This is a genomic window from Pseudoxanthomonas sp. (assembly GCF_035999195.1).
In the GTDB taxonomy this organism is placed as follows: Bacteria; Pseudomonadota; Gammaproteobacteria; order Xanthomonadales; family Xanthomonadaceae; genus Pseudoxanthomonas_A.
The window spans coordinates 1,455,048-1,481,132 of sequence record NZ_DASYGY010000009.1; the positions used below are offsets into that span (position 1 = coordinate 1,455,048).

Annotated in this window: 28 protein-coding genes and 1 tRNA gene; 3 read left to right on the top strand and 26 right to left on the bottom strand. The window is 64.6% G+C overall.

Translation table 11 applies throughout. The features are described from left to right. Positions 1-48: 48 nt before the first annotated feature. From VGN58_RS13890 to VGN58_RS13910, 5 genes are all read right to left on the bottom strand, one after another. Positions 49-1,263, bottom strand: coding sequence for a cystathionine gamma-synthase (locus VGN58_RS13890; RefSeq protein WP_327483778.1), 1,215 nt, complete (start codon positions 1,261-1,263; stop codon positions 49-51). 99 nt (positions 1,264-1,362) lie between these two features. Continuing rightward, complete coding sequence (locus VGN58_RS13895; protein ID WP_327483779.1) at positions 1,363-2,733, bottom strand: pyridoxal-phosphate dependent enzyme; 1,371 nt, start codon at positions 2,731-2,733, stop codon at positions 1,363-1,365. Positions 2,734-2,844: 111 nt separating this feature from the next. After that, complete coding sequence (locus VGN58_RS13900; RefSeq protein WP_055940917.1) at positions 2,845-3,063, bottom strand: YdcH family protein; 219 nt, start codon at positions 3,061-3,063, stop codon at positions 2,845-2,847. A 356-nt stretch (positions 3,064-3,419) separates the two neighbouring features. Then, entirely contained in the window at positions 3,420-4,295 is an 876-nt protein-coding gene (locus VGN58_RS13905; protein ID WP_414710826.1) for an OmpA family protein, read from the bottom strand. A gap of 17 nt (positions 4,296-4,312) precedes the next feature. Then, positions 4,313-4,708 carry a DUF4398 domain-containing protein gene (locus VGN58_RS13910; protein ID WP_327483781.1) on the bottom strand — a complete coding sequence of 132 codons (396 nt, stop codon included), beginning with the start codon at positions 4,706-4,708 and terminating at the stop codon, positions 4,313-4,315. Between the two features lie 93 nt (positions 4,709-4,801). Between VGN58_RS13910 and VGN58_RS13915 the strand changes: the two genes are divergently transcribed. After that, complete coding sequence (locus VGN58_RS13915) at positions 4,802-5,941, top strand: PilT/PilU family type 4a pilus ATPase (protein WP_327483782.1); 1,140 nt, start codon at positions 4,802-4,804, stop codon at positions 5,939-5,941. Positions 5,942-6,011: 70 nt separating this feature from the next. On the opposite strand, the gene maiA is transcribed toward VGN58_RS13915, so the two are convergent. The 6 genes from maiA to rplM form a co-directional block, all read right to left on the bottom strand. Further along, entirely contained in the window at positions 6,012-6,671 is a 660-nt protein-coding gene (gene maiA / locus VGN58_RS13920) for a maleylacetoacetate isomerase (RefSeq protein ID WP_327483783.1), read from the bottom strand. A gap of 95 nt (positions 6,672-6,766) precedes the next feature. Next, entirely contained in the window at positions 6,767-7,756 is a 990-nt protein-coding gene (locus tag VGN58_RS13925; RefSeq protein WP_327483784.1) for a fumarylacetoacetate hydrolase family protein, read from the bottom strand. Between the two features lie 63 nt (positions 7,757-7,819). Beyond that, positions 7,820-8,566 carry a 2OG-Fe dioxygenase family protein gene (locus VGN58_RS13930; RefSeq protein ID WP_327483785.1) on the bottom strand — a complete coding sequence of 249 codons (747 nt, stop codon included), beginning with the start codon at positions 8,564-8,566 and terminating at the stop codon, positions 7,820-7,822. A 66-nt stretch (positions 8,567-8,632) separates the two neighbouring features. Beyond that, a tRNA-Gln gene (locus VGN58_RS13935) sits at positions 8,633-8,707 on the bottom strand. A gap of 33 nt (positions 8,708-8,740) precedes the next feature. Beyond that, a complete protein-coding gene (rpsI, locus tag VGN58_RS13940) occupies positions 8,741-9,133 on the bottom strand; it encodes a 30S ribosomal protein S9 (RefSeq protein ID WP_056879499.1) in 393 nt (130 codons plus the stop codon). 2 nt (positions 9,134-9,135) lie between these two features. After that, the gene (rplM, locus tag VGN58_RS13945) at positions 9,136-9,564 is read right to left on the bottom strand and encodes a 50S ribosomal protein L13 (RefSeq protein WP_055936916.1); all 429 of its coding nucleotides are present in this window, start codon (positions 9,562-9,564) and stop codon (positions 9,136-9,138) included. A 188-nt stretch (positions 9,565-9,752) separates the two neighbouring features. Here rplM and coq7 point away from each other — a divergent pair, with 188 nt between their 5' ends. Further along, positions 9,753-10,394 carry a 2-polyprenyl-3-methyl-6-methoxy-1,4-benzoquinone monooxygenase gene (gene coq7 / locus VGN58_RS13950; protein WP_327483786.1) on the top strand — a complete coding sequence of 214 codons (642 nt, stop codon included), beginning with the start codon at positions 9,753-9,755 and terminating at the stop codon, positions 10,392-10,394. A gap of 148 nt (positions 10,395-10,542) precedes the next feature. Here the strand turns inward: coq7 and sugE are convergent, their stop codons facing one another. Both sugE and speD read right to left on the bottom strand, forming a co-directional pair. Continuing rightward, positions 10,543-10,857, bottom strand: a complete 315-nt coding sequence (gene sugE, locus VGN58_RS13955; protein ID WP_327483787.1) for a quaternary ammonium compound efflux SMR transporter SugE — start codon at positions 10,855-10,857, stop codon at positions 10,543-10,545. Positions 10,858-11,038: 181 nt separating this feature from the next. Further along, positions 11,039-11,833 carry an adenosylmethionine decarboxylase gene (speD, locus tag VGN58_RS13960; protein WP_055936923.1) on the bottom strand — a complete coding sequence of 265 codons (795 nt, stop codon included), beginning with the start codon at positions 11,831-11,833 and terminating at the stop codon, positions 11,039-11,041. A gap of 185 nt (positions 11,834-12,018) precedes the next feature. Between speD and crp the strand changes: the two genes are divergently transcribed. After that, positions 12,019-12,705, top strand: a complete 687-nt coding sequence (gene crp, locus VGN58_RS13965; protein WP_055936925.1) for a cAMP-activated global transcriptional regulator CRP — start codon at positions 12,019-12,021, stop codon at positions 12,703-12,705. A gap of 239 nt (positions 12,706-12,944) precedes the next feature. On the opposite strand, the gene VGN58_RS13970 is transcribed toward crp, so the two are convergent. From VGN58_RS13970 to VGN58_RS14015, 13 genes are all read right to left on the bottom strand, one after another. Continuing rightward, on the bottom strand, positions 12,945-14,168 hold the full coding sequence (locus VGN58_RS13970) for a hypothetical protein (protein WP_327483788.1): 1,224 nt from the start codon (positions 14,166-14,168) through the stop codon (positions 12,945-12,947). 2 nt (positions 14,169-14,170) lie between these two features. Further along, positions 14,171-14,728, bottom strand: coding sequence for a hypothetical protein (locus tag VGN58_RS13975; RefSeq protein ID WP_327483789.1), 558 nt, complete (start codon positions 14,726-14,728; stop codon positions 14,171-14,173). Positions 14,729-14,974: 246 nt separating this feature from the next. Beyond that, complete coding sequence (locus VGN58_RS13980) at positions 14,975-16,858, bottom strand: peptidoglycan-binding protein (RefSeq protein ID WP_327483790.1); 1,884 nt, start codon at positions 16,856-16,858, stop codon at positions 14,975-14,977. Between the two features lie 48 nt (positions 16,859-16,906). After that, a complete protein-coding gene (locus tag VGN58_RS13985; RefSeq protein WP_327483791.1) occupies positions 16,907-17,773 on the bottom strand; it encodes a hypothetical protein in 867 nt (288 codons plus the stop codon). Positions 17,774-17,883: 110 nt separating this feature from the next. After that, entirely contained in the window at positions 17,884-18,387 is a 504-nt protein-coding gene (locus VGN58_RS18370; protein ID WP_414710796.1) for a DUF4189 domain-containing protein, read from the bottom strand. 323 nt (positions 18,388-18,710) lie between these two features. Then, the gene (locus VGN58_RS18375) at positions 18,711-19,217 is read right to left on the bottom strand and encodes a DUF4189 domain-containing protein (protein WP_414710797.1); all 507 of its coding nucleotides are present in this window, start codon (positions 19,215-19,217) and stop codon (positions 18,711-18,713) included. A gap of 307 nt (positions 19,218-19,524) precedes the next feature. After that, a complete protein-coding gene (locus tag VGN58_RS18380; protein WP_414710798.1) occupies positions 19,525-20,025 on the bottom strand; it encodes a DUF4189 domain-containing protein in 501 nt (166 codons plus the stop codon). A gap of 16 nt (positions 20,026-20,041) precedes the next feature. Beyond that, entirely contained in the window at positions 20,042-21,028 is a 987-nt protein-coding gene (locus VGN58_RS13990; protein ID WP_327483792.1) for a type IV secretion system protein, read from the bottom strand. A 133-nt stretch (positions 21,029-21,161) separates the two neighbouring features. Beyond that, positions 21,162-21,932: a hypothetical protein gene (locus VGN58_RS13995; protein ID WP_327483793.1), complete on the bottom strand. Its 771-nt coding sequence runs from the start codon at positions 21,930-21,932 to the stop codon at positions 21,162-21,164. Positions 21,933-21,997: 65 nt separating this feature from the next. Further along, the gene (locus VGN58_RS14000; RefSeq protein ID WP_327483794.1) at positions 21,998-24,475 is read right to left on the bottom strand and encodes a VirB4 family type IV secretion/conjugal transfer ATPase; all 2,478 of its coding nucleotides are present in this window, start codon (positions 24,473-24,475) and stop codon (positions 21,998-22,000) included. Between the two features lie 4 nt (positions 24,476-24,479). Beyond that, entirely contained in the window at positions 24,480-24,794 is a 315-nt protein-coding gene (locus tag VGN58_RS14005; RefSeq protein WP_162108171.1) for a type IV secretion system protein VirB3, read from the bottom strand. Then, positions 24,787-25,161 carry a TrbC/VirB2 family protein gene (locus VGN58_RS14010; RefSeq protein ID WP_327483795.1) on the bottom strand — a complete coding sequence of 125 codons (375 nt, stop codon included), beginning with the start codon at positions 25,159-25,161 and terminating at the stop codon, positions 24,787-24,789. The genes VGN58_RS14005 and VGN58_RS14010 overlap by 8 nt, the downstream gene beginning before the upstream one ends. 74 nt (positions 25,162-25,235) lie before the next feature. After that, a complete protein-coding gene (locus VGN58_RS14015) occupies positions 25,236-26,042 on the bottom strand; it encodes a lytic transglycosylase domain-containing protein (RefSeq protein ID WP_414710799.1) in 807 nt (268 codons plus the stop codon). Between the last annotated feature and the right edge of the window lie 43 nt (positions 26,043-26,085).

Consider the following 26,085-nt stretch of genomic DNA (forward strand, 5'->3'; position numbering starts at 1 on the left):
GGCGACATCGAGTAACGCCGGCAACCGCGGTTCAAGCGCGCCCCGCCCTTAACACTGCTGCGCCTTCGCGGGTTCCGACTTCCATAGAGCCTCCTCTAAGTCAGCGCGCAGATCCCCCAAGGCCTCTCCCCCCACACTCAACCGCACCAGCCCATCACTGATACCCAACTTCTCCCGCCGCTCCACCGGCACCGACGCATGTGTCATCACAGCCGGATGATTCACGAGGCTTTCCACGCCGCCGAGTGATTCCGCGAGCGTGAACAGGCGAGTGTTCTCGCAGAACTTCCTTGCCGCGTCGAAACCGCCCTTCAGCACGATGGAAATGATCCCGCCGTAGCCCTGCATCTGTCGGCTGGCAAGCGCATGCTGGGGGTGCGACGTGAGCCCCGGATAGATGACCTTCTCGATCGCCGGATGCGTTTCCAGCCACTGCGCCAGCGCCAGTGCATTGTCGCAATGCGCCTTCATGCGCAGGTGCAGCGTCTTCAGGCCGCGTAGGGCGAGGAAGCTGTCGAACGGTCCCTGCACGGCCCCGATGGAGTTCTGCAGGAAGGCCATCTGTTCGGCCAGCTCGGCGTCGTCGCCGACCACCACCATGCCGCCGACCATGTCGGAGTGGCCGTTGAGGTACTTGGTGGCCGAGTGCATCACGATGTCGGCGCCGAGTTGCAGCGGGCGCTGCAGCATCGGCGAGGCGAAGGTGTTGTCGACCACCACGCGCAGACCGCGCCTGTGCGCGATCTCGCAGACGGCGGCGATGTCGACGATCTTCAGCATGGGGTTGGTCGGGGTTTCCACCCAGACCAGTCGCGTTTCCGGACGGATCGAGGACTCGAACGCGGCCAGGTCGGTCAGGTCGACGAAGCTGAAATCCAGCGCGGCGGTACGCTTGCGCACGCGCTCGAACAGGCGGTAGCTGCCGCCGTACAGGTCGTCCATGGCGATGACGTGGCTGCCGCTGTCCAGCAGTTCCAGCACGGTCGAGGTCGCGGCCATGCCGGAGGCGAAGGCGAAACCGCGGGTGCCGCCTTCCAGTGCGGCGACGCAGCGCTCGTAGGCGAAACGGGTGGGATTGTGGGTCCGGGAATACTCGAAACCCTGGTGCACGCCGGGACTGCTCTGCGCATACGTGGACGTCGCGTAGATCGGCGGCATGACCGCGCCCGTGCTGGGGTCCGGGGATTGCCCGCCGTGGATGGCCAGCGTCCCCAGGGCGAGGTCGCCGGGCTCCCCGCTGCCGGGGGTGGATGAGTGCGCCATGTTCATGTTCCTTCAAACAGCCGGGCATTCTACCAGCCGGGCCTTAACGTGCCGTCCATGCCAGCCCTCGCCCGCGCCAAGGGCACGGGCCGGTGGGGTCTACTGTGCGCGGCGTCGCAGGTAGTTGAGCAGGTCGATGCGGGTGATCAGTCCCAGGAACACGTCGCCGTCCGTGATGATGGCCACCTGACCGCGGTCGAATACCGGCAGCAGGGCCTCGATGGGCGAACGCACGTCCAGGCGGTCCAGCTTGCTCACCATGGCGGTGGAGACCGGGTCGCGGAAGCGGGCCTCGTCGCCGTAGACATGCAGCAGCACGTCGCTCTCGTCGACGATACCGGCCAGTCTGTCGCCCTCCATGACGGGCAGCTGCGAGACGTCGTACAGCTTCATGCGCTGGTAGGCGGTGGTCAGCAGGTCGGTCGGACTGACCACGACCGTGTCCCGCTGGCTGTACGGGCGCAGGATCAGGTCGCGCAGGTCGCCGTACTGGGGACGCTCGATGAAGCCGTTGTCCAGCATCCAGTAGTCGTTGTACATCTTCGACAGGTACTTGTTGCCGGTGTCGCAGACGAACACGAGCACCCGCTTCGGCGTGGTCTGCTCGCGGCAGTACTTCAGTGCGGCCGCCAGCAGGGTGCCGGTGGACGAGCCCCCCAGGATGCCCTCCTTCGCCAGCAGTTCGCGCGCCGTGTGGAAGCTCTCCGCGTCGCTGATCGCATAGGCCTTCCTGACCCGTGTGAAATCCGAGATCTGCGGCAGGAAGTCCTCGCCGATACCCTCGACCAGCCAACTGCCGGACTTGGTGCTCAGCGTGCCCTCGTTGATGTACTGCGTCAGGATCGATCCGACCGGATCGGCCAGCACCATCTCGGTCTGCGGCGAGTGTTCGGCGAAACAGCGCGACAGGCCGGTCATGGTGCCGGAGCTGCCGCAACCGAACACGATGGCGTCCAGCTGCCCGTCCATCTGCCGCAGGATCTCCGGTCCGGTGCCGAATTCATGCGCCGCCGGGTTGTCGGGATTGCCGAACTGATTGATGAAGTAGGCCCCGGGCGTTTCGCGTGCGATGCGCTCGGCCAGGTCCTGGTAATACTCGGGGTGCCCCTTGGCGACGTCCGAGCGGGTCAGGATGACCTCGGCGCCCATGGCCTTGAGGTTGAAGATCTTCTCCCGGCTCATCTTGTCCGGGACCACCAGCATCAGCTTGTAGCCCTTCTGCTGCGCGACCAGGGCCAGACCGATGCCGGTGTTGCCGGCCGTGCCTTCCACCAGCGTGGCGCCCGGCTTCAGGTCGCCGCGCTTTTCGGCCGCCTCGATCATCGACATGCCGATGCGGTCCTTGATGGATCCGCCGGGATTGGCGCTCTCGAGCTTCAGGTAGAGGGTGCAGAGCCCGGTGTCGAGGCGCCTGGCCTGGACGATCGGCGTGTCGCCGATCAGCTCGAGTACGGAAGAGTGGATCGCCATGCGGCCGTGCATCCGGTGCGGTACGGGCCCGGATTATCGCATTGGGTGACGCGGACGGCGACGGCCGACGAGGAGGCCGCCGCCGCCCGCGACGAGAAAGTCAGGGGAGGGTCAGTGGGGTTTGGCGTCGTAGATCCGGAGCAATCGCTCCTTGGCGTGCAGCTTTTCGCGCTTCATCTGGCCGAGCAGCGTGTCGTCGATGGGCAGTACGCCGAGTTCGGCGTCGGTGACCTTCTTGTCGAGCTCGCGATGGCGCTGGTACAGCTGCTTGAACTCCGGATCGGCCTTGATGAGTGCATCGATGTCGGCCTGCGGTTGACCTTCGAACATGATCGTTACCTCCTTCAGCGGAAACACGAACGCCCCGGCCTTCACAGGCACGGGGCGTTGGCTTGGGAGCGGAGCATCTGGCCGGTGGTGCGGGTACGCCCCGCCGGAATGGCCCCAACGGCATGCTTGCCGGCGGCGGTCTCCTGGGCGGTGGGTACGGGCGTCATCGGGTCGATTCTCCGGTGAGCCAAGCGGCGGGAGCCGCTTGGGTATACGACCCTACTCCTGCACTCTCAGCCCGACAAGGGCTGGGACAAGCGATTGATTTGCAAAGGAAACCTGCGATCGGCGAACATTCAGGCAAACGGCCCGAAACCCGCCTGACTCCGTGCAACCCATTGATTTACATGATGAAATCAATGCGTGATGACGACTTCCAGCGCGCGCGCTTTGGTTCCGGCGCCCTTGCCGGCACTCTGCAGGCGCGAGCGGGAAACGCCCGCCGCCGTCAGCGCATCACGCAGGGCATCTGCCCGGCGCTGGCCCGGCGTCTGCTTGTCGCCATAACCCTCGATCCTGGCACGCGCCTTGGGATTGGCCTGCAGGTAGGCCGCGAGCGCGCTTGTGCTGGACGTGCCGCTGCTCGACAGCTTGGCGGAGTTGCCGGCGAACACGTCCGCTCCCAGCGTGAATACCTCGCCCCGCGCCTCGAACTTCGAGGCCGGCAGTTTGGCGCCGGAGACCAGCTCCGCCTCCTCGCGCGCCAGCTTCAGCTCGCGCTGGCGCGCCGCGCTCAGGCGGTTGGCCTGCTGGCCGGCCACCGTGTCCAGCGTGGTTTCCGCTTCCTGGCGCGCCAGCGCCTCAGCTTCCGCCGCCAGGCGCAGGCGCTCGGCTTCCTCGGCCTGGATCTGCGCCTGCACGCGCAGGCGTTCGGCCTCGCGACGGGCGCGCTCGGCTTCACGGCGGCTGGCCTCCACCAGCAACTCACTACGGGTGCGATCCAGCCGGTCGGCCTCGCGGCGGGCGGCCTGCGCGCGCGCGGCGGTTTCGGCGATCTCGACGCGGCGCTCGGCGATGTACTGCGCCGTCTCGCGCTGGCTGCGGCGGGCCTTGTCGAAGGCGGCGATGGCGTTCTGCGCCTGCAGCTTCTCGTACGCGGCCACGTCGGCGAGCACCGGATCCGCCTGCAGCGCGGCCAGCCGCTGGTTCAACTGCACGATGACCGGATTGTCGGCCGCACCGGCCGGCAAGGCGGCGAGTGCGAAGACGAGCCCTGCCATCGCCAGCTGCATGCGCTTGCGGACACCGCTCATCGCTTGCCCTCCGCGCCGAGCTGCTGCTGCAGGTCCGCGATCTCCGCCCGGCGCTGCGCCACCTCGGCCGAGGCCACGGCCTCCTGGCTGCGCGCGCGGGCCAGATCGGCGTCCACCGCCGCCCGTTGCGCGAGATCCAGTGCCTTCTTCTTGTCGCGTGACGCGTGCGCCGCCTGGGCCTGCGCCAGCGTCTGCCGTGCGATGGCCAGTGGCTCCGGCGCGTACTGGTCGGCATCGGCCTGGTCCGCGCGCTGCACAGCCTGCACCGCCGCTTCCAGTTCGGGCGTCGGCACGCTCTGCGCGTACGCCGGCGCACCCAACAAGGACAATGCCGCTACTGCGGCGGCCATCACATGCAGGGGCCGTCGGAAGTGTGAGAAGCTAGCTGTCATTGGGGTGCCGTGTCGTTGAGGGGTACGCGCGGCCATTGTCGGAAGCCTTTGGCGCCGTTGCAACGTCGCCGCGCATCGTGGGGAGCTTTGCATATGGACATCGGCTATTTCCTGAAGCTGATGACCGAGAAGAACGCCTCGGACATGTTTCTCACGACCGGGGCGCCGGTCTACATCAAGATCGAGGGCAAGCTCTACCCGCTGGGCAACACCGGGCTGCCGCCCGGGATGGTCAAGAAGATCGCCTATTCGCTGATGGACGAAGGCCAGGTGCCGGTGTTCGAGCGCGAACTCGAGCTCAACATGGCCATCGCCCTGCAGGATGCCGGCCGCTTCCGCGTCAACGTGTTCAAGCAGCGCGGCGAAGTGGGCATGGTCATCCGTGCCATCCGCAGCGTCATCCCGACCATCGAGGAACTGAACCTGCCGCCGGTGCTGAAGGACATCATCATGACTCCGCGCGGGCTGGTGCTGATCGTCGGCTCCACGGGTTCGGGCAAGTCGACCTCGCTGGCCTCGATGATCGACTACCGCAACACCACCAGCACCGGCCACATCCTCACCATCGAGGACCCGATCGAATACCTGCACAAGCACAAGCAGTCGATCGTCAACCAGCGCGAGGTGGGCCTGGATACGCACGCCTTCCACAACGCACTGAAGAATGCGATGCGCGAGGCGCCCGACGTCATCCTGATCGGCGAGATCCTCGACGCCACCACGATGGAGGCCGCCATCGCCTTCGCCGAGACCGGCCACCTGTGCCTGGCGACGCTGCACTCGAACAATGCCGACCAGACCATCGAGCGCATCCTCAACTTCTTCCCCGAAAGCGCCCACAAGAACGTGCTGATGAACCTAGCGCTCAACCTGCGGGCGGTGGTCTCGCAGCGGCTGGTCAAGGGCGTCGACGGCCGTCGCATGCCGGCGTCGGAAGTCCTGATCAACACCCCGATGATCCGCGACCTGCTGCGCCGCGGGCAGGTGCACGAGATCAAGGCCGCCATGGAGGAGTCGCTGGAGGAAGGCATGGAGACCTTCGACCAGTGCCTGTTCCGCATGGTCAAGGAAGGCCAGATCGAGCAGGAGGAAGCGCTGCGCGCGGCCGACTCGCGCGACGGCCTGGCGCTGAAGTTCCGCCTGTCCGAAGGCAGCAAGGGCGAGCACGACCCGTATGCGGACTACGACAGCGGTGGCAGCAGTTCGCCGCGCATCACGCACGGCTTCGGCTGAACGGGGCGATCACTGCTGGAAAGGCCGGAACGGGCGGGGAAACCCGCCCGTTTTCATGTCGGCGGGTGGCTCAGGCGTTGGCGTCGGGCTGGTTCTCGGGCCGCGCCTGATCGAACGCGGGCAGGGCCAGGCAGGCCTGTTCGATGCGGACGAGGGTCGGGAACGCGCCCATGTCCACGCCGAACCGGCGTGCATTGAAGACCTGCGGCACCAGACAGCAGTCGGCCAGGCCCGGCGTCGCACCGTGGCAGAAGGTGCCGGTGGCCGCGTCCTCGGCCAGCAGCGTTTCCATGGCCGTGAACCCGTCGATGACCCAGTGCTTGATCCAGTCGTCGCGCTCGGATTGGGGCACGTTCCACGTGCCTTCGAAGTACTGCAGCACGCGCAGGTTGTTCAGCGGATGGATGTCGCAGGCAACCATCTGCGCCAGCGCCCGCACGCGCGCCCGGTCGCGGGCCGTCATCGGCAACAGGCGTGGCGACGGCCAGGCCTCGTCGAGGTATTCCAGGATCGCCAGCGATTGCCGGATGACGCGCACGCCATGCTGCAGCGTGGGCACCATGTGCTGGGGGTTCTTGGCGACATAGTCCGGCGCGTGCTGTTGCCCACCGTCGCGGACCAGATGCACGGGCACGGTCTCGTAGGCCAGCCCTTTCAGGTTCAGGCCGATGCGCACGCGGTAGGCGGCGCTGGAGCGCCAGTAGGAATACAGCTTGAGTTGCTCAGCCATGCAAGCCGCTCCCCGCGGTTTGCGCCTTCAAGTGCCCGGAATCCGCGTCCATGCCCTGCTCCCTTCCCGCAGTCACACTGGGCCCGGGCACGCCTTCAAGGCAAGGGTTGCGGCTCGATCCGCTGCTCGATCGCACCGAAAATGGAATGGCCGTCACGATTCTTCATTTCGATGCGGACCACGTCACCAAAGCTCATGAACGGCGTGGACGGCTTGCCGTCGCGCAGCGCCTCCACCGTGCGCTGCTCGGCGAAGCACGACGCGCCCAGGGACGTGTCTTCGTTGGCGATGGTGCCCGAACCGACGATGGTGCCGGCCGACAGCGGCCGCGTCTTCGCTGCGTGCGCGACCAGCTGGGCGAAGTCGAACTGCATGTCCACGCCGGCCTCCGGCGCACCGAACCAGGCGCCGTTGATGTGGGTGACCAGCGGGAGGTGCACCTTGTTGTCGCGCCAGGCGTCATCCAGTTCGTCCGGCGTCACGAACACCGGCGACAGCGCCGAGCGCGGCTTGGACTGAAGGAAGCCGAACCCCTTGGCCAGCTCGCCCGGGATCAGGTTACGCAGCGAGACGTCGTTGACCAGGCCGATCAGCTGGATGTGGCCGGCGGCCTGCGCAGGCGTCACCGCCATCGGCACGTCATCGGTGATCACGACGATCTCGGCTTCCAGGTCGATGCCGTACTCCTCGCTGACCACCCTGACCGGATCGCGCGGGCCATAGAAGGCGGCGCTGGTGGCCTGGTACATCAGCGGATCGGTGTAGAAACTCTCCGGCACCTCGGCCCCGCGTGCGCGGCGCACGCGCTCCACATGCGGCAGGTAGGCACTGCCGTCGACGAATTCGTAGGCGCGCGGCAGCGGTGCGGCGAGCGCCTGCATGTCCAGGTCGAACGCGCCATCCGCATCGCCGGCATTCAGCGACTCGTACAGCGCGTTGAGGCGCGGCGCGATGTTGCTCCAGTCCTCCAGCGCACGCTGCAGCGTCGGCGCGATACCGGTGGCGCGCACGCCACGGGACAGATCACGCGACACCACGATCAGCGTGCCGTCGCGACCACCTTCCTTCAGGGAACCCAGCTTCATCGGAACTCCAGATGCCGGCGCCCACGCGCCATGGTTTCAATTGTAATCAAATCGTCGGCGTGGTCAGCCTGCCGTCGCATCGCCCTGGAACCCGTCCCGCCGGAACGTCAGCACCAGCGTATCGCGGTGGCCATGCGCGTCCAGCGGCTGGATGGGGGTGGATTCGTGGATCACCCGCTCGTCATCCAGGAACAGCAAGGACCACGGCGCCTCCAGCGTGAAGCGCTGGCCATCCGGCCCGGCCGCCGCGAACACCCGGGTCTCGCCGCCCTTGATGCCGGCGCGCCCCAACAGCAGGACGGCGACGAAATCCACGCCATCGCGATGCGCACCCTCCGGTGTCGGCCGACCGATGCCGTCGGTGGTATCGATGCGGAACTGGTGCGCTTCGACATACCAGGCGCGTTCGCCCTTCAGCGCGGAGCACCAGCGCCCCAGCCCCTGCAACAGTTGCCGCCACGCCGGGGCGCCGGCCACGCCGGCTTCGATCGGCTCGAACCAGCGCTGCATGCCGCCGTGCAGGGCGTTGTAGTCCAGCGACTGCCAGTGCGCGCGGTGCGGCGCCTGTTGCAGGCGATCGGCCTCGACCACGAAGCAGGCATGCCGTCGGCGCCGGTAGCGCCCGCCATCCTTGAGATAGCCATCGACTTCCAGCCGGTCCCAGCTCGGCGACAGCGCGTCCAGCGCCTCGAGGTCCACGCCCAGCGCCTCCGCCATCGCGCGCGGCTCGAGGACGACGTAGCCCCGCTCCTGCATGCGGCGCAGCGCCTCGTCTGGCGGGCAGAACGGCGGTTGGAACATTGCGACCATGCAAACCCCCTCAACGCAAAAACCCGCCAGAGGCGGGCTTTTGCGGATGTCCAATGGACGTCGAGTTGGCAGCCCCGGATGGATTCGAACCACCGAATGCCTGAGTCAGAGTCAGGTGCCTTACCGCTTGGCGACGGGGCTGTGTAACCAGTGACGCGTAGTGTAGCGCGTCTGTTAGCGCTTGGAGAACTGCGTGGCGCGACGCGCCTTGTGCAGGCCGACCTTCTTGCGCTCGACTTCACGGGCGTCGCGGGTCACGAAGCCTGCCTTACGCAGTTCCGACTTCAGCGTTTCGTCGTATTCCACCAGCGCGCGGGCGATGCCCAGGCGAATGGCGCCGGCCTGGCCGGTGATGCCGCCACCGGTGGTGGTCACGGTGATGTCGAAGGTTTCGGTGTTCTTGGTCAGCTCCAGCGGCTGGCGCACGATCATGCGGCCGGTCTCGCGGCCGAAGAACTCGTCCAGCGGACGACCATTGACCGTGATGTTGCCGGAACCCTTGCGCAGGAACACGCGGGCGGTGGAGGACTTGCGACGGCCGGTGCCGTAGTTCTGAGTGATAGCCATGATTAGATGTCCAGGACCTGCGGCTGCTGTGCGGCGTGCGGATGATTCGGGCCGGCGTAAACCTTGAGCTTGCGATACATGTCGCGGCCCAGCGGGCCCTTCGGCAGCATGCCCTTCACGGCGGTTTCGATGACGCGTTCCGGGTGGCGCTCCAGCGCCTGCGCCAGGGTCTCGGTCTTCAGGTTGCCGATGTAGCCGGTGAAGCGGTGATACTTCTTGTCGGCCAGCTTGTTGCCGGTCACATGGATCTTCTCGGCGTTGATCACCACCAGGTAATCGCCGGTATCGACGTGCGGGGTGTAGACCGGCTTGTGCTTGCCGCGGAGGCGACGTGCCAGCTCGGTGGACAGGCGACCGAGGGTCTTGCCTGCTGCGTCGACGACGTACCAGTCGCGCTGGACGGTCTCGGACTTGGCGGTAAAGGTGCTCATGTGAATCTCGTTGTCTGGTCGGGCGGATTCCGCGGTTTCCCGGGCGGAACTTTGCCACGCGTTGTGAAGGGTGAAGCGCAAGACGCGGGATTGTACGCAGCACGGCGGCGGCGCGCAACCCCGACCGGACGGCGCGGGGGAGGGTCGGCGGGGCAGACGCAAGCTCAGCCAGGCGGCACAATGACCTTATGAACATGCGGACCTTCTCGCCCCTCGATCACTGGCTGGTGGAGGCCCAGCGCGGCCTGGACACCGTCTTCGGCAACCCGCCCGCCCGGCGCGCCAACCCGGCCGGCGACACCCCCGAGGTCGCCCTCGACCCCGTCGAGCAGCGCCATGCCGCCGGCCTGATGCGCATCAACCACGTGGGCGAGGTCTGCGCCCAGGGCCTTTACTTCGGCCAGGCCGCCGCGGCCCGCGACCCCGCCACCCGGGCCCACCTGCTCGATGCCGCCCAGGAAGAGACCGACCACCTGGCATGGTGCGCGGACCGCCTGCGCGAGCTGGACAGCCGGCCCAGTCTGTTCAACCCGCTGTGGTACGCCGGCAGCTATGCGCTGGGCGCGCTCGCCGGCCTGCGCGGGGACGGCTGGAGCCTCGGCTTCGTGGTGGAGACGGAGCGCCAGGTCGAAGCCCACCTGGACGAGCATCTGGAAACCCTGCCGGCGGCCGACCTGCGCAGCCGCGACATCCTGACCGTGATGAAGGCCGACGAAGCCCGCCACGCCGAGCATGCCGAAGCGGCGGGTGCCAGGCTTCTGCCCGCACCGATCCCGACACTGATGGCCGCCGCCTCCAAACTGATGAAGGCCGTCGCCTATCGGCTGTGATCCGGTAGAGCGGAGCTCGCTCCGCTGCTTCCGGGTTTGGGCTTCGCACGCCGCACGATGCGGAGCGGCGCAAGCTCGGCTCTATCTACCGGATGCCCTGAAGACCCGGGGCGGTGATGGACGCATTCGGTCGTGCGCAGGGCACACGCTACGACGCGAGCTTCAGGCCGATGATGCCGGCCACGATCAGGCCGATGCAGACCAGGCGCGCGGCCGTGGCGGGCTCGTGGAACAACCACATGCCGACAAAGGCCGTGCCGACCGCGCCGATTCCCACCCAGATGGCATAGCCCGTCCCGAGCGGAATGTGCTTGAGCGCCACCGCCAGCAGCCAGAAGCTGGCCGCCGCCGCAACGGCGGTTATCACGCTGGACACCAAGCGCGTGAAACCCTCCGAATACTTCAGGCCGACGGCCCACACCACCTCCAGCAGCCCCGCCAGCACCAGCCAGACCCATGCCATACGTCACCTCCTCAGGTTGTTTGCCCGGGCCATAACGCAAAACGGCCCGGAACTCACGTTCCGGACCGCCGTCGGTCCTGATGCGCGGCTCGCGCCGCGGGCGGGTCGTCCCGCCATGTGTAGTGGACAGACTAGCGCAGTTCATCCGAACCGGATGTAACCCGCGCCCGCCGCCAACCCCTCATTCCGGCAGGTTGCGCCCGTGGTACAGCTCTTCGATCTCCCGCTTCAGGCGCGCCTCGATCTTCATGCGCTCCTTGAACGACAGGTTCTTGGCCTTTTCCTCGAACAGGTAGTTGTCCAGGTCGAACTCCTTCAGGTGCATCTTCGTGTGGAAGATGTTTTCCTGGTAGACGTTCACGTCGAGCATCTCGTAGCGCGACTTGATGTTCTTGGCCAGGAAGTCCTGGATCGAATTGATCTTGTGGTCGATGTAGTGCTTCTTGCCCTTCACGTCACGGGTGAAGCCGCGCACCCGGTAATCCATGATGACGATGTCGGATTCCAGGCTTTCGATCAGGTAGTTCAGGGCCTTCAGCGGCGAAATCACGCCGCAGGTGGCCACGTCGATGTCCGCGCGGAAGGTCGCAATGCCGTTGTCCGGATGGGTTTCCGGGTACGTGTGCACCGTGATGTGCGACTTGTCCATATGCGCGACCACCGCATCGGAGATGATCTCCTTGCCCGCATCCTTCTTGTCGATCACCGGCTCCTCGGAAATGAGGATCGTCACCGACGCACCCTGCGGGTCGTAGTCCTGGCGGGCCACGTTCAGGATGTTGGCGCCAATGATCTCCGCCACATCCGTCAGGATCTGGGTCAGGCGATCGGCGTTGTATTCCTCGTCGATGTACTCGATGTAGCGGCGGCGCTCGTCTTCGGACGAGGCATAGCACACGTCGTAGATGTTGAAGCTCAGCGCCTTGGTCAGGTTGTTGAAGCCTTGCAGACGCAGGCGAGGCAGGGGTTTTACCACGGCGGTGGTCCCTCGTGGGGGAGGCGGATGAGGGGGCGGATTATGCGCCATACGGGGTGACAGTGAAATGTCCGGCCCCCGCCCGTCGGCATACCGTCACATACTGGCCCGGCGCTTGCATGGCCTGCGTTTGCCGTCGGCTACGTATTCGGACTAAGCTTCCTGAATTACACGCCGTGACCACCATGAGCCCAGGCATCCCCCTAGTAGCCCCCGCTCGTACCGCCGCCAGCCCGCTGACGCCGGACAACGCCACGCTTGAGCGCTTCCTGGCCCACAGCCACCGGCGCCGATATCCGGCCCGCGCCGACGTGTTCCGACCGGGCGATCCGGCGGGCACGCTCTATTACGTGGTCAGCGGCTCGGTCAGCATCATCACCGAGGAAGACGACGACCGCGAACTGGTCCTCGGCTATTTCGGCTCCGGCGAATTCGTCGGCGAAATGGGCCTGTTCATCGAATCCGACCGCCGCGAGGTGATCCTGCGCACCCGCACCCAGTGCGAGCTCGCGGAAGTCAGCTACGAGCGCCTGCACCAGCTGTTCCTGGGCACGCTGTCCGCTGACGCTCCGAAGCTGCTGTACGCCATCGGCGCGCAGCTGTCCCGGCGTCTGCTGGACACCAGCCGCAAGGCCAGTCGCCTGGCGTTCCTGGACGTCACCGACCGCATCATCCGCACCCTGCACGACCTGGCCCGCGAGCCCGAGGCGATGAGCCATCCGCAGGGCACCCAGCTGCGCGTGTCCCGGCAGGAGCTCGCACGCCTGGTGGGCTGTTCGCGCGAAATGGCCGGCCGCGTGCTGAAGAAACTGCAGGCCGACGGCGCACTGCACGCACGCGGCAAGACCGTCGTGCTGTACGGCACCCGCTGACCTCAACCGCCCAGGCAGGCCGCCGAGCGGCCGCCTGCCCGCTATGTACCGTGCCAGGTCTGCGGACTTCCCGGCCAGGCCCTGCACCGGAAGTGGAACCCTCCTGCCTCCTGCCTCGTGCCCGCGCTCCGCGCACGAGGCCTGCGACAGGCGGCACTCGCTCTGCATGAAATCTCTGGGCGGGCGTGTGGCAGGATTCAGGGCACGCTCGCCCCCCTGCCCTTCTTCCAGGTTAACGCTCAGCGCGCGATATCGAGCGGCGCCTGCGTCCGTTGTTCAACGGTCGGGCCCGCAGTGCGTTGCGGCGACCCCAGCCCCTGCTGGTGCGCATCCACGCGGGCATGCCACGCCTGACCGATGGCGGACGCCTGCAAGTCCTGTTGCGCCGTCTGCAACGCCGCCGGGTTTCCATCACGCGCTGCCGCCAGCAGACGTTCGATCTCCGGGCTCGGCTGCCACGCACCGGACACCGTCGAGGTGACCGAAGACACGGGCAGCGCGGGCGGCGTGCTGGCCGGACGATCACGCGCCTCCCGTGCTGCCGGCTCACCCGGCGCCAGCGGTCCCCGAACGCGGTCGATACCGTCCAGCACCAGGCCCAACGGGCCTCGCGACGCCAGCGTGACGCCACGACGCAGATCGCCTACGTCGTCCCGGTAGTCGGCAATGATGCCGCGATGATCCTCGGCAAGCCGTCGCGCCTGCGGGTCGGCAAGCGCGGAGCGGTCGGCACGGCCTTCGCCATCTACCGGCAGGAAGTTGTGCATGCTGTGCGAGTCGGCGGACACCACCGATGCGGTCAGCGGCATGTCCCGCTGCAGCAGGTCGCGCAGCATGTTGTCGTGATAGCCGGTGCGATGGAGGGTCTCGATCTCCTGCGCGGTGGCGTAGACGCGCAACTGCCCGTAGTGGGGACTGGCGGAACTCACCGCGTCGACGGCCATGACGTGATTGGTCACGCGATCGCCGCCTTCCGGAATGCGCAGGTCCAGGCTGGCCGCGCCATAGGCATTGAAGGTGTCTCCCCTCAGGTCGAAGTAGTGCGCCGACACCTGCGCCAGCGTGCCGCCGAGAGAGTGCCCGGTCACGGTCACCTCCGGTGCCGTCCTGCCCGGCTCGCGGCCCTGCCGTTCCGCGTACTCGATCGCGCGACGCGTCAGCTCCACCGCATCCCCGGCCTGGCTGTTGGTGCGCGCGAACACCATGCCGCCGTCGGCGATCACACCGTCGAGGAACGCCTCACGGCCGAACTCGGTGCCGCGATGGGCCGCGACCACCGCGCCACTGGTTTCATGCTGGTAGATGGTGCCCTGGTACCCGGTGCGAGGATTGTCCACATGGTCGATCACGCGGTAGCGCTCGCCTCCGATCACCACGTCCTTGTTGAGCAGATCCTGCATCTGCCCGCCACGGTCGTAGCTGTGGTCCGCAAGATAGGCGTACTGCTGCGGGGTGAGTCCCATGGTCACGCCTCCTTCGCAGTCAACACGATGCTGAAGAACGCATCACGCTGGTCGGCCGGTACCTTCTGCAGATCCGGCTGGCCGTAGTCGGGGTAGCTGTCCGCACCCGGCTCGCGCGGATAACGCGCCTTCCAGTAGTGGATCGTCTTGGGCGCGCCCTTCGGCACCTCGTCGCCATTGAGCTTGGCCACGAACCGGGTATCGCCCTCCGCGCCCGGAGCGCGCAGCTGCACCTGGGCCTGCACCAGCTGCCAGCGGCATACGCCGCGCCCGTGATAATCGGCGTCCAGCATGCCGTCGACATGGAACACGCCGGCGTACTCGCTGTCGGAGACGCGCTGCAGGCGCACCGGGATGTCGTGCGTCGGCACGGCCGAGGTATGACCTCCCGGATTATCCTTCGGTGGCGGCAGGCACTCGGGATTGGCGACGTCGTACTGTGCCGCGCTGGAGGCGATCTCCAGGGGGCCGGGAGCCCCCTCGATGCGTAGCGTCAGACGATAGGCCTGGCGCGGAGCGGGATTCTCGGTGAAGGTCGGCGAACTGGTCTGACTGTTCATGGCACCGCTGCAGGCTGTGGGGGAAACAAGAAGGAGAAGGAAGGCCGTCGTCAACGCCTTACTTCGTCCATCCGGCAAGTGATTCATCTTCATTCTCCTCGAATCGCATCGACGACTGACGCCGCCCTAGCGTTACCGGCTGCACGCCCAGATGGAACCAGAGCGGCGTCCGCATCCACCTTGACCATGGAAAACCGCACTGAGGGAGGGGCGCAGGCGTCCACGCTGTCCGGCGCCCCACCCGACTCAACGGGCCTGACCCGTCGGGTCGCGGCCCGTGACGGACGGTTCGATCGTGGGCGATTCCTTCCGCCACGCTTCGGCGGCAGGTGTTTTCAGGTATTCGTCCAGCGCCTGCCGCATGGCACGGTCGTCGCCGCCATGCATCGCCGCGAACATGCGATCCACGAACGAGCGCTGTGCGTCCTCGCTGCGCGCCTGCGGCACGACGCCCGCCGCCGCGGGATCGCGCGCCGTCCCGTGCGTGGCGGCGCTCAAGGCCTCGCGGGAGCGATCGCCGTACTCGCCATCCACCTTCAGACCACGATCGGCCTGGAACGCACGCAGCGCGTGCTCCGTCTGCGGCCCGAACCTGCCCGAGATCGTCTCCAGCGGCCTGCCATCGGCGCCCCGGTAACCGAGCTGGTTGAGCTGCTGTTGCAGTTCGCGCACCGCGGCCCCCGACGCGCCGTCGCGCAGCACCTCGGTCGCGGTCGGACGCGCGGGTATGGCGGCATCGCGCTCGGCACCGCGCAACAGCGGCAAGGGATCGACCTGACGTCCATTGCGCCACATCTCGAAATGCAGATGGGTATCGCCCTGGGCCGGCGTATTGCCGGTGCGGCCGATGGTGCCGATCTGTTGCCCGGCCTCCACGCGCTGCCCGTTGCGCACACCGAATTCATCGAGATGGAAGTACTTGGTGAGCGAACCATCGTCGTGCCGCACATGCACGGTATTCCCGGCCGCCTCGTTGTTCGGACGCACCACCACGGTACCGCCCGCGACGGCCACCACCGGATCGCCGACATTGCCCTCGATGTCGATGCCGCCATGGCGCCGCCCACCGCTGCGTGGCGTACCGAACTCGCCCCGGCCCTCGCGCGGCTTGTCGGCCTGGTTGATCTCGTGGTTGCCGGGCGTCGGCCATACCAATCCGCCTTCGCGCGTTTGCGCTTCCACAGGTTGGGCGCGGTTGCGCTCCCGTTCCGGCAACGCGAGCTGCTGCGCGATGGCGTCGCGCGTGCACGCATCGGCGTTGCCGGTGGCTTCCAGCTGATTTGCCGTCTGGAAGGCGCGGACGGCCTCCTGCGTCCTGCCGCCGTAGATACCCGAGCGCGTCTCCAGTTCCGCGCCCTGGCCATCACGGAATCCAAGCTGGTTCAGCGACGTCTGCAAGGCGCGCACCTCTTCGCCCCGCTCGCCGCTCTGCAGCACGCCATCGGCCAGCGGTGAAGCACGCTCGCGCACGGCCGCATCGGGCTGGCTGGCGTGGATGCCGCGATCGGGAATGCTGATGGCAGCGTACTTGCCATTCCAGTACTGCGAAAAGGCCGTGGCCAGTTCACGATCGTCCAGCCCACGCAGCTCGTCGGTCGTATGGCCCGTCAGCCGCTCGACATCGCGCGCACTGATGTTGTTGAGAATGTTGCGACGCGTATCGTCGCGAGTGAACTCACCCGTGGCGATCGCACTCTGGATGGAGGCGTAGCCTGCCGCGCCCTGCTGGTGGGCCAGATACAGGTCTAGGCCGCTGGGCGCTTCCTGCCCGGACAGGAAATCATGTCCGCTGCGCGATTGACGACGCGTGATGTCGGCGAGATTGTCGCGATAAAGCTCCGCTGCAGCGCGTGTGCTCTCCGCTGGATCGAACTCGCGACCAGCGATGCCGTACTGGGCCGCAGTGCCCGGCATGAACTGGAACAACCCCTTTGCACCACTGGGGTTGCTCGCATCGGGGTTGAAGCGGCCGCCCGTCTCGATGTAGGCGAATCGCAAGAAATCTTCGCGCGGGATCCCGCTTTCCTGCGCTTGCCTCTCGATGATGTCGAGAATTTGCTCACGTGTGTACTGACTGGCCATCGTTGGCTCCTTTGCTGAGGTACGCGACCCAGGGTCGCTGGACGTCAACCGGACCCCTCCATGGGCCTGCTACAAGTCGGTCAACTATGAGTCGGCTTACTTTTCGTAGCGTTGTTTCACTTCGTCGAAGGTATAGACCACAGTGTCTGCTTCCGTCATCTCGCGAACCTTTCCGGGCGCGGCGATGGTGGTTCCCTTCGAGATAACCTTGAGATCAGGGAGGCCCGCACCCGCCTGCTCGAATGCGAGCGTCCCACTGCTTGCGGCACAAGTCATCACCTCTCCGCCATCGCACGCATCACTGTTGTCGTAGCTGACGGGGATGCTCCCGAGGTAGCCCCATTGCCTGAATTCAAGTGCGTCCACGTTGTCAGGATCGAACAGAAGCAAGGCAAACATGCGCACGTCCGTGCCGTTCACGAAATCCCAGGTCGGTACGGCCAGCAGATAACGGCCATCGCCGGTGGTGAAAGACTGAGCCTTTCGCGACTCATCGATCTGCTCCGCCCGCCCCATCCTGCCGAACTCGCCGACATAACCGTCCGTGTCGGGCTTGGACCACTGGGACTTGCCATCTTTCTCGACGCGCGTGAACGTCGCCTGCGAGATGGCGACATGCTCGGGATCCATCATCCCGTTGTCGCCCTCTGGACCCTCGCCCACGCTTCTGGTGCCGAAGCCGGTGAAGTAGTGCTTTCCGTTCAACTCGAACGCGTGGCCGTACCAGTAGCTGACGGTGGCGCCGCCGTCGACCTTGTAGCTGACGGCGCCATCACCGTCGCGCTGGTAGATGAAGTACAACACGCTGTCCGCCGAGGGCGGTTTCAGCTCCGACATGTCGTGCCCCTTTTTCTCTGCTTGGACATCCTGATTGGCCGCGTCTGCCACGCGTGCGGTCTGCGTGTCGCACCCGCCACCAAGCAGCGCTGTCACGACGAGAAGGGATTGGAGGACGTGCTTCATGAATTTCGGCCTCGTATGCGATGCCTCGGCATCATTATCTGAATCGACAATACTCAACCCATGACACTGATCGAAGCAAGCTTATCAACTCCGAAAGGGCTCCACATCGATCACTCGTGGATCAGAACCGGGGCAGTGCAGTTCGTGTAGTTCACTTGGCAGGAGCTTCCTCCATTCTTGCTCGAGCAAATCTCAAGGGCCCTCCTGGAAGCGTCGTCAATGGTCGGCGCAGACTGAACTACAGACATTGGCGAGTTGACGGCATCAACCGGATCAGCCACCGCCGCACAACTATTCTTGTAAGTAAAGATCAACTTGCATTCCGAGCCACCGATCGCCTTGCACTTTCCCACCGCTTCGCGGCGAGCGTCCCTGCGACTGAAGTGCCCCGTTGATGTGCCGACTTTCCCGGCAGCGGTATCCTCTGCCAACGCCCCCCATGTCGCCTTCCAACGCGTATAGACCTTTCCTGCAGGAAGATCCCACCCGCCTCCTCCGCTCCCACCCGGACCGCAACGTGGATCGCCAGGTCCTACGCCCTGTGGACACGCGGTCTGCGCATAAGAAGCGACCGACAGCACTAGCAAGGCAAGAAAGACTGTTGCGCGCATCATGGTTTTTCAGAAAAAGCAATTGGATGTAGGGGCGACACTAGAGTACGGCGAATGATTCATCGGCATGACCGTGAGATCGATAGTCCAATCTTGAACAAGGAAGCCCCCAGCGATGCCCATCCATACTTGTTCTTGGTAGATCGAGATTGATTGCCTGAGAGGCTCACTTGTATACATGCGACTTGCGCAAACGCAGCCACTGGCACTGATGGGAGCACATCGCGTTCTGCAATCGAAACAGACATGCCTTGATTTGCTTTCACCCTCGGGGGGTCTGGTGTCAATGGAAGCGAGTCGGTCAGCCAGGAGATCGTGCATATCGATCACTCATGAATCAGGACCGGTGCGGTGCACTGCTGGTAACCTATTTGACAGGTACGACCTCCATTTCTACGTGAGCAGCCCTCGATAGCGAGCTTGGATGCGACCTCGATAGTCGGCGCGCTCTGATAGGTCGGTGCTGATGGCACCTTGAGATCATCAACCACTTCAGCCACCACCGCGCAACTGTTTTTGTGGGTGAAGATGAACTTGCATTCCAAGCCCCCCATCGCCTTGCATTTCGCGACCGCCTCTCGACGTGCGTCTCCGCGACTGAAGTGGCCCGTGGATGTACCGACGTTTCCGGAGTTCGTATCCTCTGCCAAAGCGCCCCATGTTGCCTTCCACCGCGTGTAAATCTTTCCTGCAGGAAGATCCCACCCACCCCCTCCCGACCCGCCGGGCCCGCAGCGAGGATCGCCCGGCCCTACGCCCTGTGGACACGCGGTCTGCGCGCAGGAAACCATCGATAGCATAAGCAAGATTGCAAAGATCATTGCGCGCGTCATGAATGATCCTCAGATGTACCGTCTATGTGTTGGGGAGGAAGGAACATCGCCGTGCGATTGCGTAGGCGCCTGTGACTGCCCGCCACTGCTCGCAACGACATAGCCAGGCCCTGCTGGGCAGGGCTGTTGCGACCCCTGGAAAAGCAAGCACGGCATCAACTCGCAAGCACTCCCACAGACAGCATCGCAGACATTAGGAAGAGCCTTTGCGATGAGCATGATCAAGATGCTTTCCAAACAGCTAAGTCACATCGCGATGTCGGCAAAGTTCTCACAGCCGAGCCGGGAAGGCCGGTTGCAATTCCAATTATCGATACTCCAACACGGGACCTGTACAGTTGGAGTAGACGATCTTGCACTGGTGCCCATTGTTACCACGGGCGCAAGCTTCAAGCACAGGCATACTCGCCTCCTCTACGCTGGGCCCACTCCCTTGAATTGACGCCATCGGCTGTAGATCCTCGACAGGCTCGGCAACTACGGCACATTGATTCTCATACGTCAGCGTGACCTTGCAGTTTCTCCCACCCAAGGAGGCACACTTAGCCATCGCCGCCTTACTGGCGGCTCGGCGACTGAACTGACCTGTTGAAGTTCCAATCACAGAATGCGCCGGATCTGACGCAAACGCACCCCATGTCAGCTTCCAGCGCTGTGTCGGCGCCGACGGTGGAGGTGCGACCCACCCTCCACCACTTGGACCGCAAGCAGGGCTGCCTGGCGCCACACCCTGGGGGCAGGCTGTTTGCGCATTGGCTGCGGATGCCCCGCCGAGTAGAAGAAACAACAGTACTTCTTTTGATTTCATGGCAAACCTCACAAAGCTAGTCGATAGAACTTCTATGGCTATGAACGGTCTTTGGAGTCTGCTGGACAGAGCTATTCGCTGCCGGCGCCGGCGCGTATGCTGAATACCCAGGCTGGCCTGGTGCACCAGGCTGAGTTTGTTGATTGAATGCACTGTACGGAGTGAACTGCCCCAACGTGCCTTGGAATAGCATCGCCGCCATCGGCGGGGCGCTTACGATGAGCGCGGTCAAGATCAAACCGAGCCCACCTTGCTGCATGGCCATGTTGGTAACGTTCTCTCCGCCAAAGCCCAACGCACTGGTAACCCAGAATGCGGTTCCAACCGCAATGACCATGTCCAAGGCAAGCGTGACCATCACGGTCAGCAATGCCATCGAGAACAACGTCCCTATCCCGTACATGAGCCACTTCTGGAAGAGTGACTTGGTTTGCTCGAACAGAAGACAGAGAATGAAGATAGGTCCCATGGCGACAACCAGGCCGATCGCGACTTTGTTCAGCATCATGGCCACTGCCGCCATGATGGCAGGCGCTCCCAATCCTATGCCCGTGAAAAGCAGCGCCCTTTCTTTCTGCTTTTCGGTCACCATGTCGTGATTGCTGTCGACCGTGTCAATGGCGGACAGCGCAACCTGCATGATGGCCAGCGTCCGGTCGATGTCGCCATAGGCACCACCCTCATCCGGTTCGCCCGTCATCGTTTCATTGATGGTCTTCGTCAGCCCGTCCGTCAGCGACTCATAGATCGGACCCCAGGAAACGGCGGCACCCAGTGCGATGCCCACGATGAAGGTTGCCCGAAGCGAGCTGACTACCAGGGCCAGCATGGATTCCCGGGACTGCCCGGTAACGATTCGATATCCCTGGATCATGATCCACAGCGTGAGGAGTACCGTCCCGATTCCACCCACCACCCGCATGACTCTTCGACCAAGATTTGGCAGGTATTCGTTGATGAGCTCGTCATCGATGAAATCGTTGATCTCATGGAAGAAGACCATGTTGGGTAATGATGCATGGAGGGGCAGCCATCCTGCAGCCGCCTCCATGATCGGGAGCGCTCCGACGTCCATTTATGTGAGGGCCTGTGCTTGAGGGTTGATCACGATCCAGCTTGTCATGGTGACGCAGACGCTATCGCTCGCGACTACGCGCAACTTGCAGGGCACCCTTCAGGGCCCCGTACTGGACGACGTCACCCAGCAAGCCCCGTCCCTTGCCGTTGAACGCGGCCTGACCCAGCCACACCTGCTCCGTGTTCAAGGCTTTCAGACTTGCGTCATAGGCATCCAACAGGGTATTCGCGTTCTGGATGTCAAGAGCAACGTACGCCTCCAGTTGAGCGATGTTGGCTTTCACCCGTTCCAGCGCGCCCGGCTGGTCCGCAGGTACGGCAGCAGCCTGCTTCTTGAGCTCCTCCATTTGCCGATCCCTGACGTCAAGATTCTTCAGCACTCTCACCATCACGTTGTAACGCGTATTCTCTGTCTGGATGATCGCGACACAGTTCTTGAACTGACGATCGGCAATACTCTTGAGCTGTGCTGGGCCGGTACGCAGGCCACTTCCGGTACCGCAACGCTCCGCCACATAGTCGTTCAGGCCTCGCTCCGACAATGTCTCGCGGTAGCCCAATCCACCGTTGAAAGATGGGCCGTTCACATACTTCTGTTCGAGCTCGCGGATCTGCGTGCGGTACTGGTCCATCTGCCTCTGAAGCTCCTGATACATCTGCCTGTACTGCTCGATCCACGCGAACTTGTTGATGCCGATGTGTACGCCATCCACCACGGGAAGTCCCGACGCCTGTGTGGCACCCCACGGGACGAGCAGGATCAACGCCATGACCGAAGCGAGGCGACGCTTCGGCGGGAAGGTAAAGGGGGTTGAGTTGACGTGAGACATATCCATCTCTCCTTGTACCGAGCGGGTCACGGCGACCTCGCCTGCCGGTATGCTTGCCGGTTGACTTACTGGGTATAGGCGCGCCTGCTGCTTCCATTTTTTTCCTGGGGCGAGCGGGAGGAGGCCATACGACCCGACCCCTTCCGCTCCTCCTGGAAGCGCGGCAGCCACTGCTCGGGCAGCAGGTCGGCCTTGTCGATACCGAGACGTTCGGCCTCTTCGTCGACGATCCGATGCATGATCTCGATGTTGTCGGTGCTGGCCGAGATCACGGCCAGCGCATCGTCCATACCGCGCAGGTTGAGCTGGCATACGGTCGATGCGTGGCCCTGCTTGACCAGGAAGCAGCGCGACCGCTCATCCAGGCTCTTGATCACCTCGAACTCGGCGTCGGTCAGTTTCAGGCCTTCGATGTAGTCCTCGCGTGCCGCATTTGGGTTGGGCAGCAGGATGAGCGTGGCGGTCTGCTCGATCAGCGCCGCCGAGATGTCGCTGGCCAGCGCGTCCTCGGGGCTCTGGGTGGCGAAGATGCCCAGGCCGTTCTGCTTGCGGATGGTCTTCTGCTTGTTCTTGGCGAAATCCTTGAGCGCGCCGCCGCCGTCGAGGATCTTCCAGAATTCGTCCATCACGTAGATCAGCGGCCGGCCGTCGATCAGTTCCTCCAGCCGGTGCAGCAGGTAGTTGATCACCGGCACGCGGATCTCGGCGTTCTCGATCACGTCGGTGTAGTCGAACCCGATGATGCTGGCGCGCCCCAGATCGATGGTGTCCACCGGATTGTCGAAGACCCAGCCCAGCACGTTCCCGGCCGTCCACTTGCGCAGGCGCGCGTAAAGGCCGTCGTCGCCCATGTTGGGCAGACTCTTCTGGAAATTCGTCATCGACCGCAGGTGCAACGGCATGTCGAGCATGGATTCCACCGCACGGAAGATGTCCTCGTCCTCGCGCGCGGTGTAATGCGTCTTTGCCGCCAGCACCTTGACCAGCCCGGCGAGGAACTGCACGTTGCCGTCCGTGCGCTCGCACTGGAACGGGTTGAAGCCGGTGGGCTGCCCGTTCTCCAGCGCCAGGTAGTTGCCGCCACAGGCGCGTACGAAGATCTCCGCGCCGCGATCCTTGTCGAAGAAGAAGATCGTCGGCACCGGATCGAACTTCTGCACCTGGCTGAGCAGGAAGTTGATCAGCGCGGTCTTGCCGGTACCCGACTTGCCGATGACCATGGTGTTGGCGATGGCTTTCTCGCCCAGCGAGTTCTCGGCCGGATGCGTGGCGTGGAAGTTGAAGTAGTACGGCTGGCCGTTGGTGGTCTGCAGCACGGTCACACATTCGCCCCACGGGTTGTTGTCGCGTTTGCCGGTGGCGAAGTTGTGCAGCGGCGACAGGCCGAGGAAGTTCAGCGAACTGACATTGGCCAGGCGGGTCCGGTAGCGCCAGTTGCCAGGCAGCTGCGAGTAGAAGGACGAGCACACGGCCAGGTCCTCCTTGGCCGACACGAAGCCGGCATTGGAGAGCTCGGCGCGCGCGACCGCCACGTTCTGCGACAGGCGCTGCTGGTCTTCGGCGTAGAGCGTCAGGATGAAGTGGTATTCGCCCAGCACGAAATTGCCCGAGGCGACCTGGTCCATGGCGTGGTCGAGCTCCACGATCTGGCTGACCGCCTTGTCGCCGGACGAGATCATCATGCCCTTCGTGCGGTCCAGCACCTTCAACGCGTCCTGACGGCCCATCGGGCTGAACGAATGGGTGATGATGTACTCGAAGTCGAGGTACTTCAGGCCATTCAGGATGCCGGGCCACGTTGCGTCCGTGTATTCCTTGATGTTGAGGATCGCGCCGAAGTGGTTCTTGCCATCCGGTGCACTGACCACGAAGTCGCCGGTCTTCGACGAGAACATGTGGCGGCTCACGGCCAGGTAGTCGTAGACCGGCGCGCGCAGCACCGGCACCGGCTCGGAAATGCGATTGAGCAGGAAGCCGAAGAACTCCAGCGTCTCGGAGAACACACCCCCACGCTCCGCCTCGTACAGGCCCAGCCTGACCGGAGCGTAGTCCTTGAGGACCGCCTCCACGTTGCCCGCCAGTTCCATCAGCTTGGCCACGGCCTGGTCCTGCTCGGCCTGGAGGCGCGACACGTTGGCCGATTTCTCGACGAACTTCTTCCCCATCACGACCGGGCGGTAGATCATGGTGAGATACAGCTCGTTCTGCATGATCTTCTGCGCGGACAGCGCATCGAAGTAGTCGTCCGACAACGTCTGGTTGAAGACCTGGTCGAACTTGGCCGTCGAACGAACGCTTCCGCGTCGCCGCAGGTCGTGGACCCAGAACGCGACATTGACGAAATCCGGCGCGCGCAGCGTCTGCAGCATGCGATTGAAACTGTTGTGGCGGTGCTCCAGCTCCCATTCCTCGCGCCCGACGAAGGGCAGCCCCTCCAGCCGCCAGGCCAGCAGAAAATCGCCGCCCGTCGTCTTGACCACGTGCGGCGACACGTGGGCAGAAAAGGGAATGAACTCGGCGATGGCCAGGTCGGGCGCGAGCATGGGATCAGTCCGGAATCGAGTCGTCGAAACGCTTGCGGTAGGCATTGGGCGTGAACACCCACATCCCTTCGTGGTGCCGGAGGTTCCGGACCTTGGTCCGGAACTGCCACCGCAGCCCCAGCAGCCGGAAGATCATCTCGTCGCGGCGTGCCATCTGCCGCATGATGAAGATGACCACCGGCAGCAGGGCCAGGAAAAACATGTTGAAGTAGAACGTGAGCAACAGGCAGCCGCCCGCCCCGATCGCGAAGGGTACGTAAGGTACCCCCATGAACATGGGGGGGCGGGTACAGCCCCTGAACAGCACGTTCTTATGCATACTGGCTCAGCATCTGGGCGACCACCATCGCCGTCGAGGTCACGTCGGCGGGCAGCAGCATCTTGGCGATCTGGGCCGCAGCACCGATCAGGAAACCACCGATCAGTACCGGCGCCACGTCACCGATTCGCTTGTGATTGAAGGCGATCTGATAGCCGGCGAAGATCACCGCGATGGTCACGATTGCGATCGACGCGACATTCAACAGGCCGTTGATGTTCTCGAAGAACTTGGTGACCCGGCCCGTGGCGCCGGTCGCATCCTGGGCGAATGCCAGTTCAGGAAATGCGAGCGCCGCTACGGCGATGGATGCGATGGCCAAGGCGGCGAAGACCTGCTTTGCGTGGATCATGTGCGTCTGGTTCATGGTGTACCCCAAGTGGTGATGATGACGATGGGTGGCACTTTCGCGTGCCGAAATGCCATCCGTGGCGGGTGCTGCTAGAAGACGAAAGCGTCATCCCTCCCGGATGCCTGCACGACCTGCGGCGCTTGCGGCGCCGCGGTGGTGTTCTGGTGATATGGCTGTACCGTGACCGGCACCTCGGCGGATGCCTGGGCGATGGCGGGCGCGGCCATGGGCGCAGCGGGTGCCGGCACCGCGCGCACCGCCGCTGGCGCCGGCCGAACCTGGGCCGCGGCGAAATTGGCTGTGGCCTGCGCGCCGGGCCGCTCGGCCTTCGCCTCTGCGATGCGGCGCGCCACCAGGGACGACGCTGCGCCGGTGGCCACGGTGCGCACGGCCGAAGCACGCCGTTTGGCCGTGCCGCGTCTGTCGATCACCGGAATGGCCGCCGCCGTGTCGCTGCCCGCTTGCCGCTGCCAGGACGCGAACACCTTCTGGACATAGCCATGCCGGTAACCGGTGGTGAAATTGCCGGAGTAGTAGCAGCTGAAGGCCTTGCCCCAGTCGCTGCCCGAGCGCGAGTAGCACTCTGCCAGGATGCGCGAGCCCGCCTGCAGGTTGGGGCAGACAGCGAATGCCTTCTCGTAGCTGTCCAACCCCTGCCGTGCCAGGTTGTGGCGATTCACCTGCGCCAGCCCCAGCGAGAAGTTGTAGCCACGCTCTTCCAGCATGCGCGCGGTCGACAGCGCTTCGGGAAGATTGCGCGGCTGCCGGGCCAGCCGCCCGCCGACCACGCCGATCGCATAAGGGTTGAACGAGGACTCGACCTTCACGACGTGCTCCATCACCGTCGGAGGAACCGCCAGTCCAGTGCATCCCATCAGCTCCATGCCCGGCAGCATCAGCGGATCCTCCCCGAACCAGGAGATGTGCGATGGCCCTGCG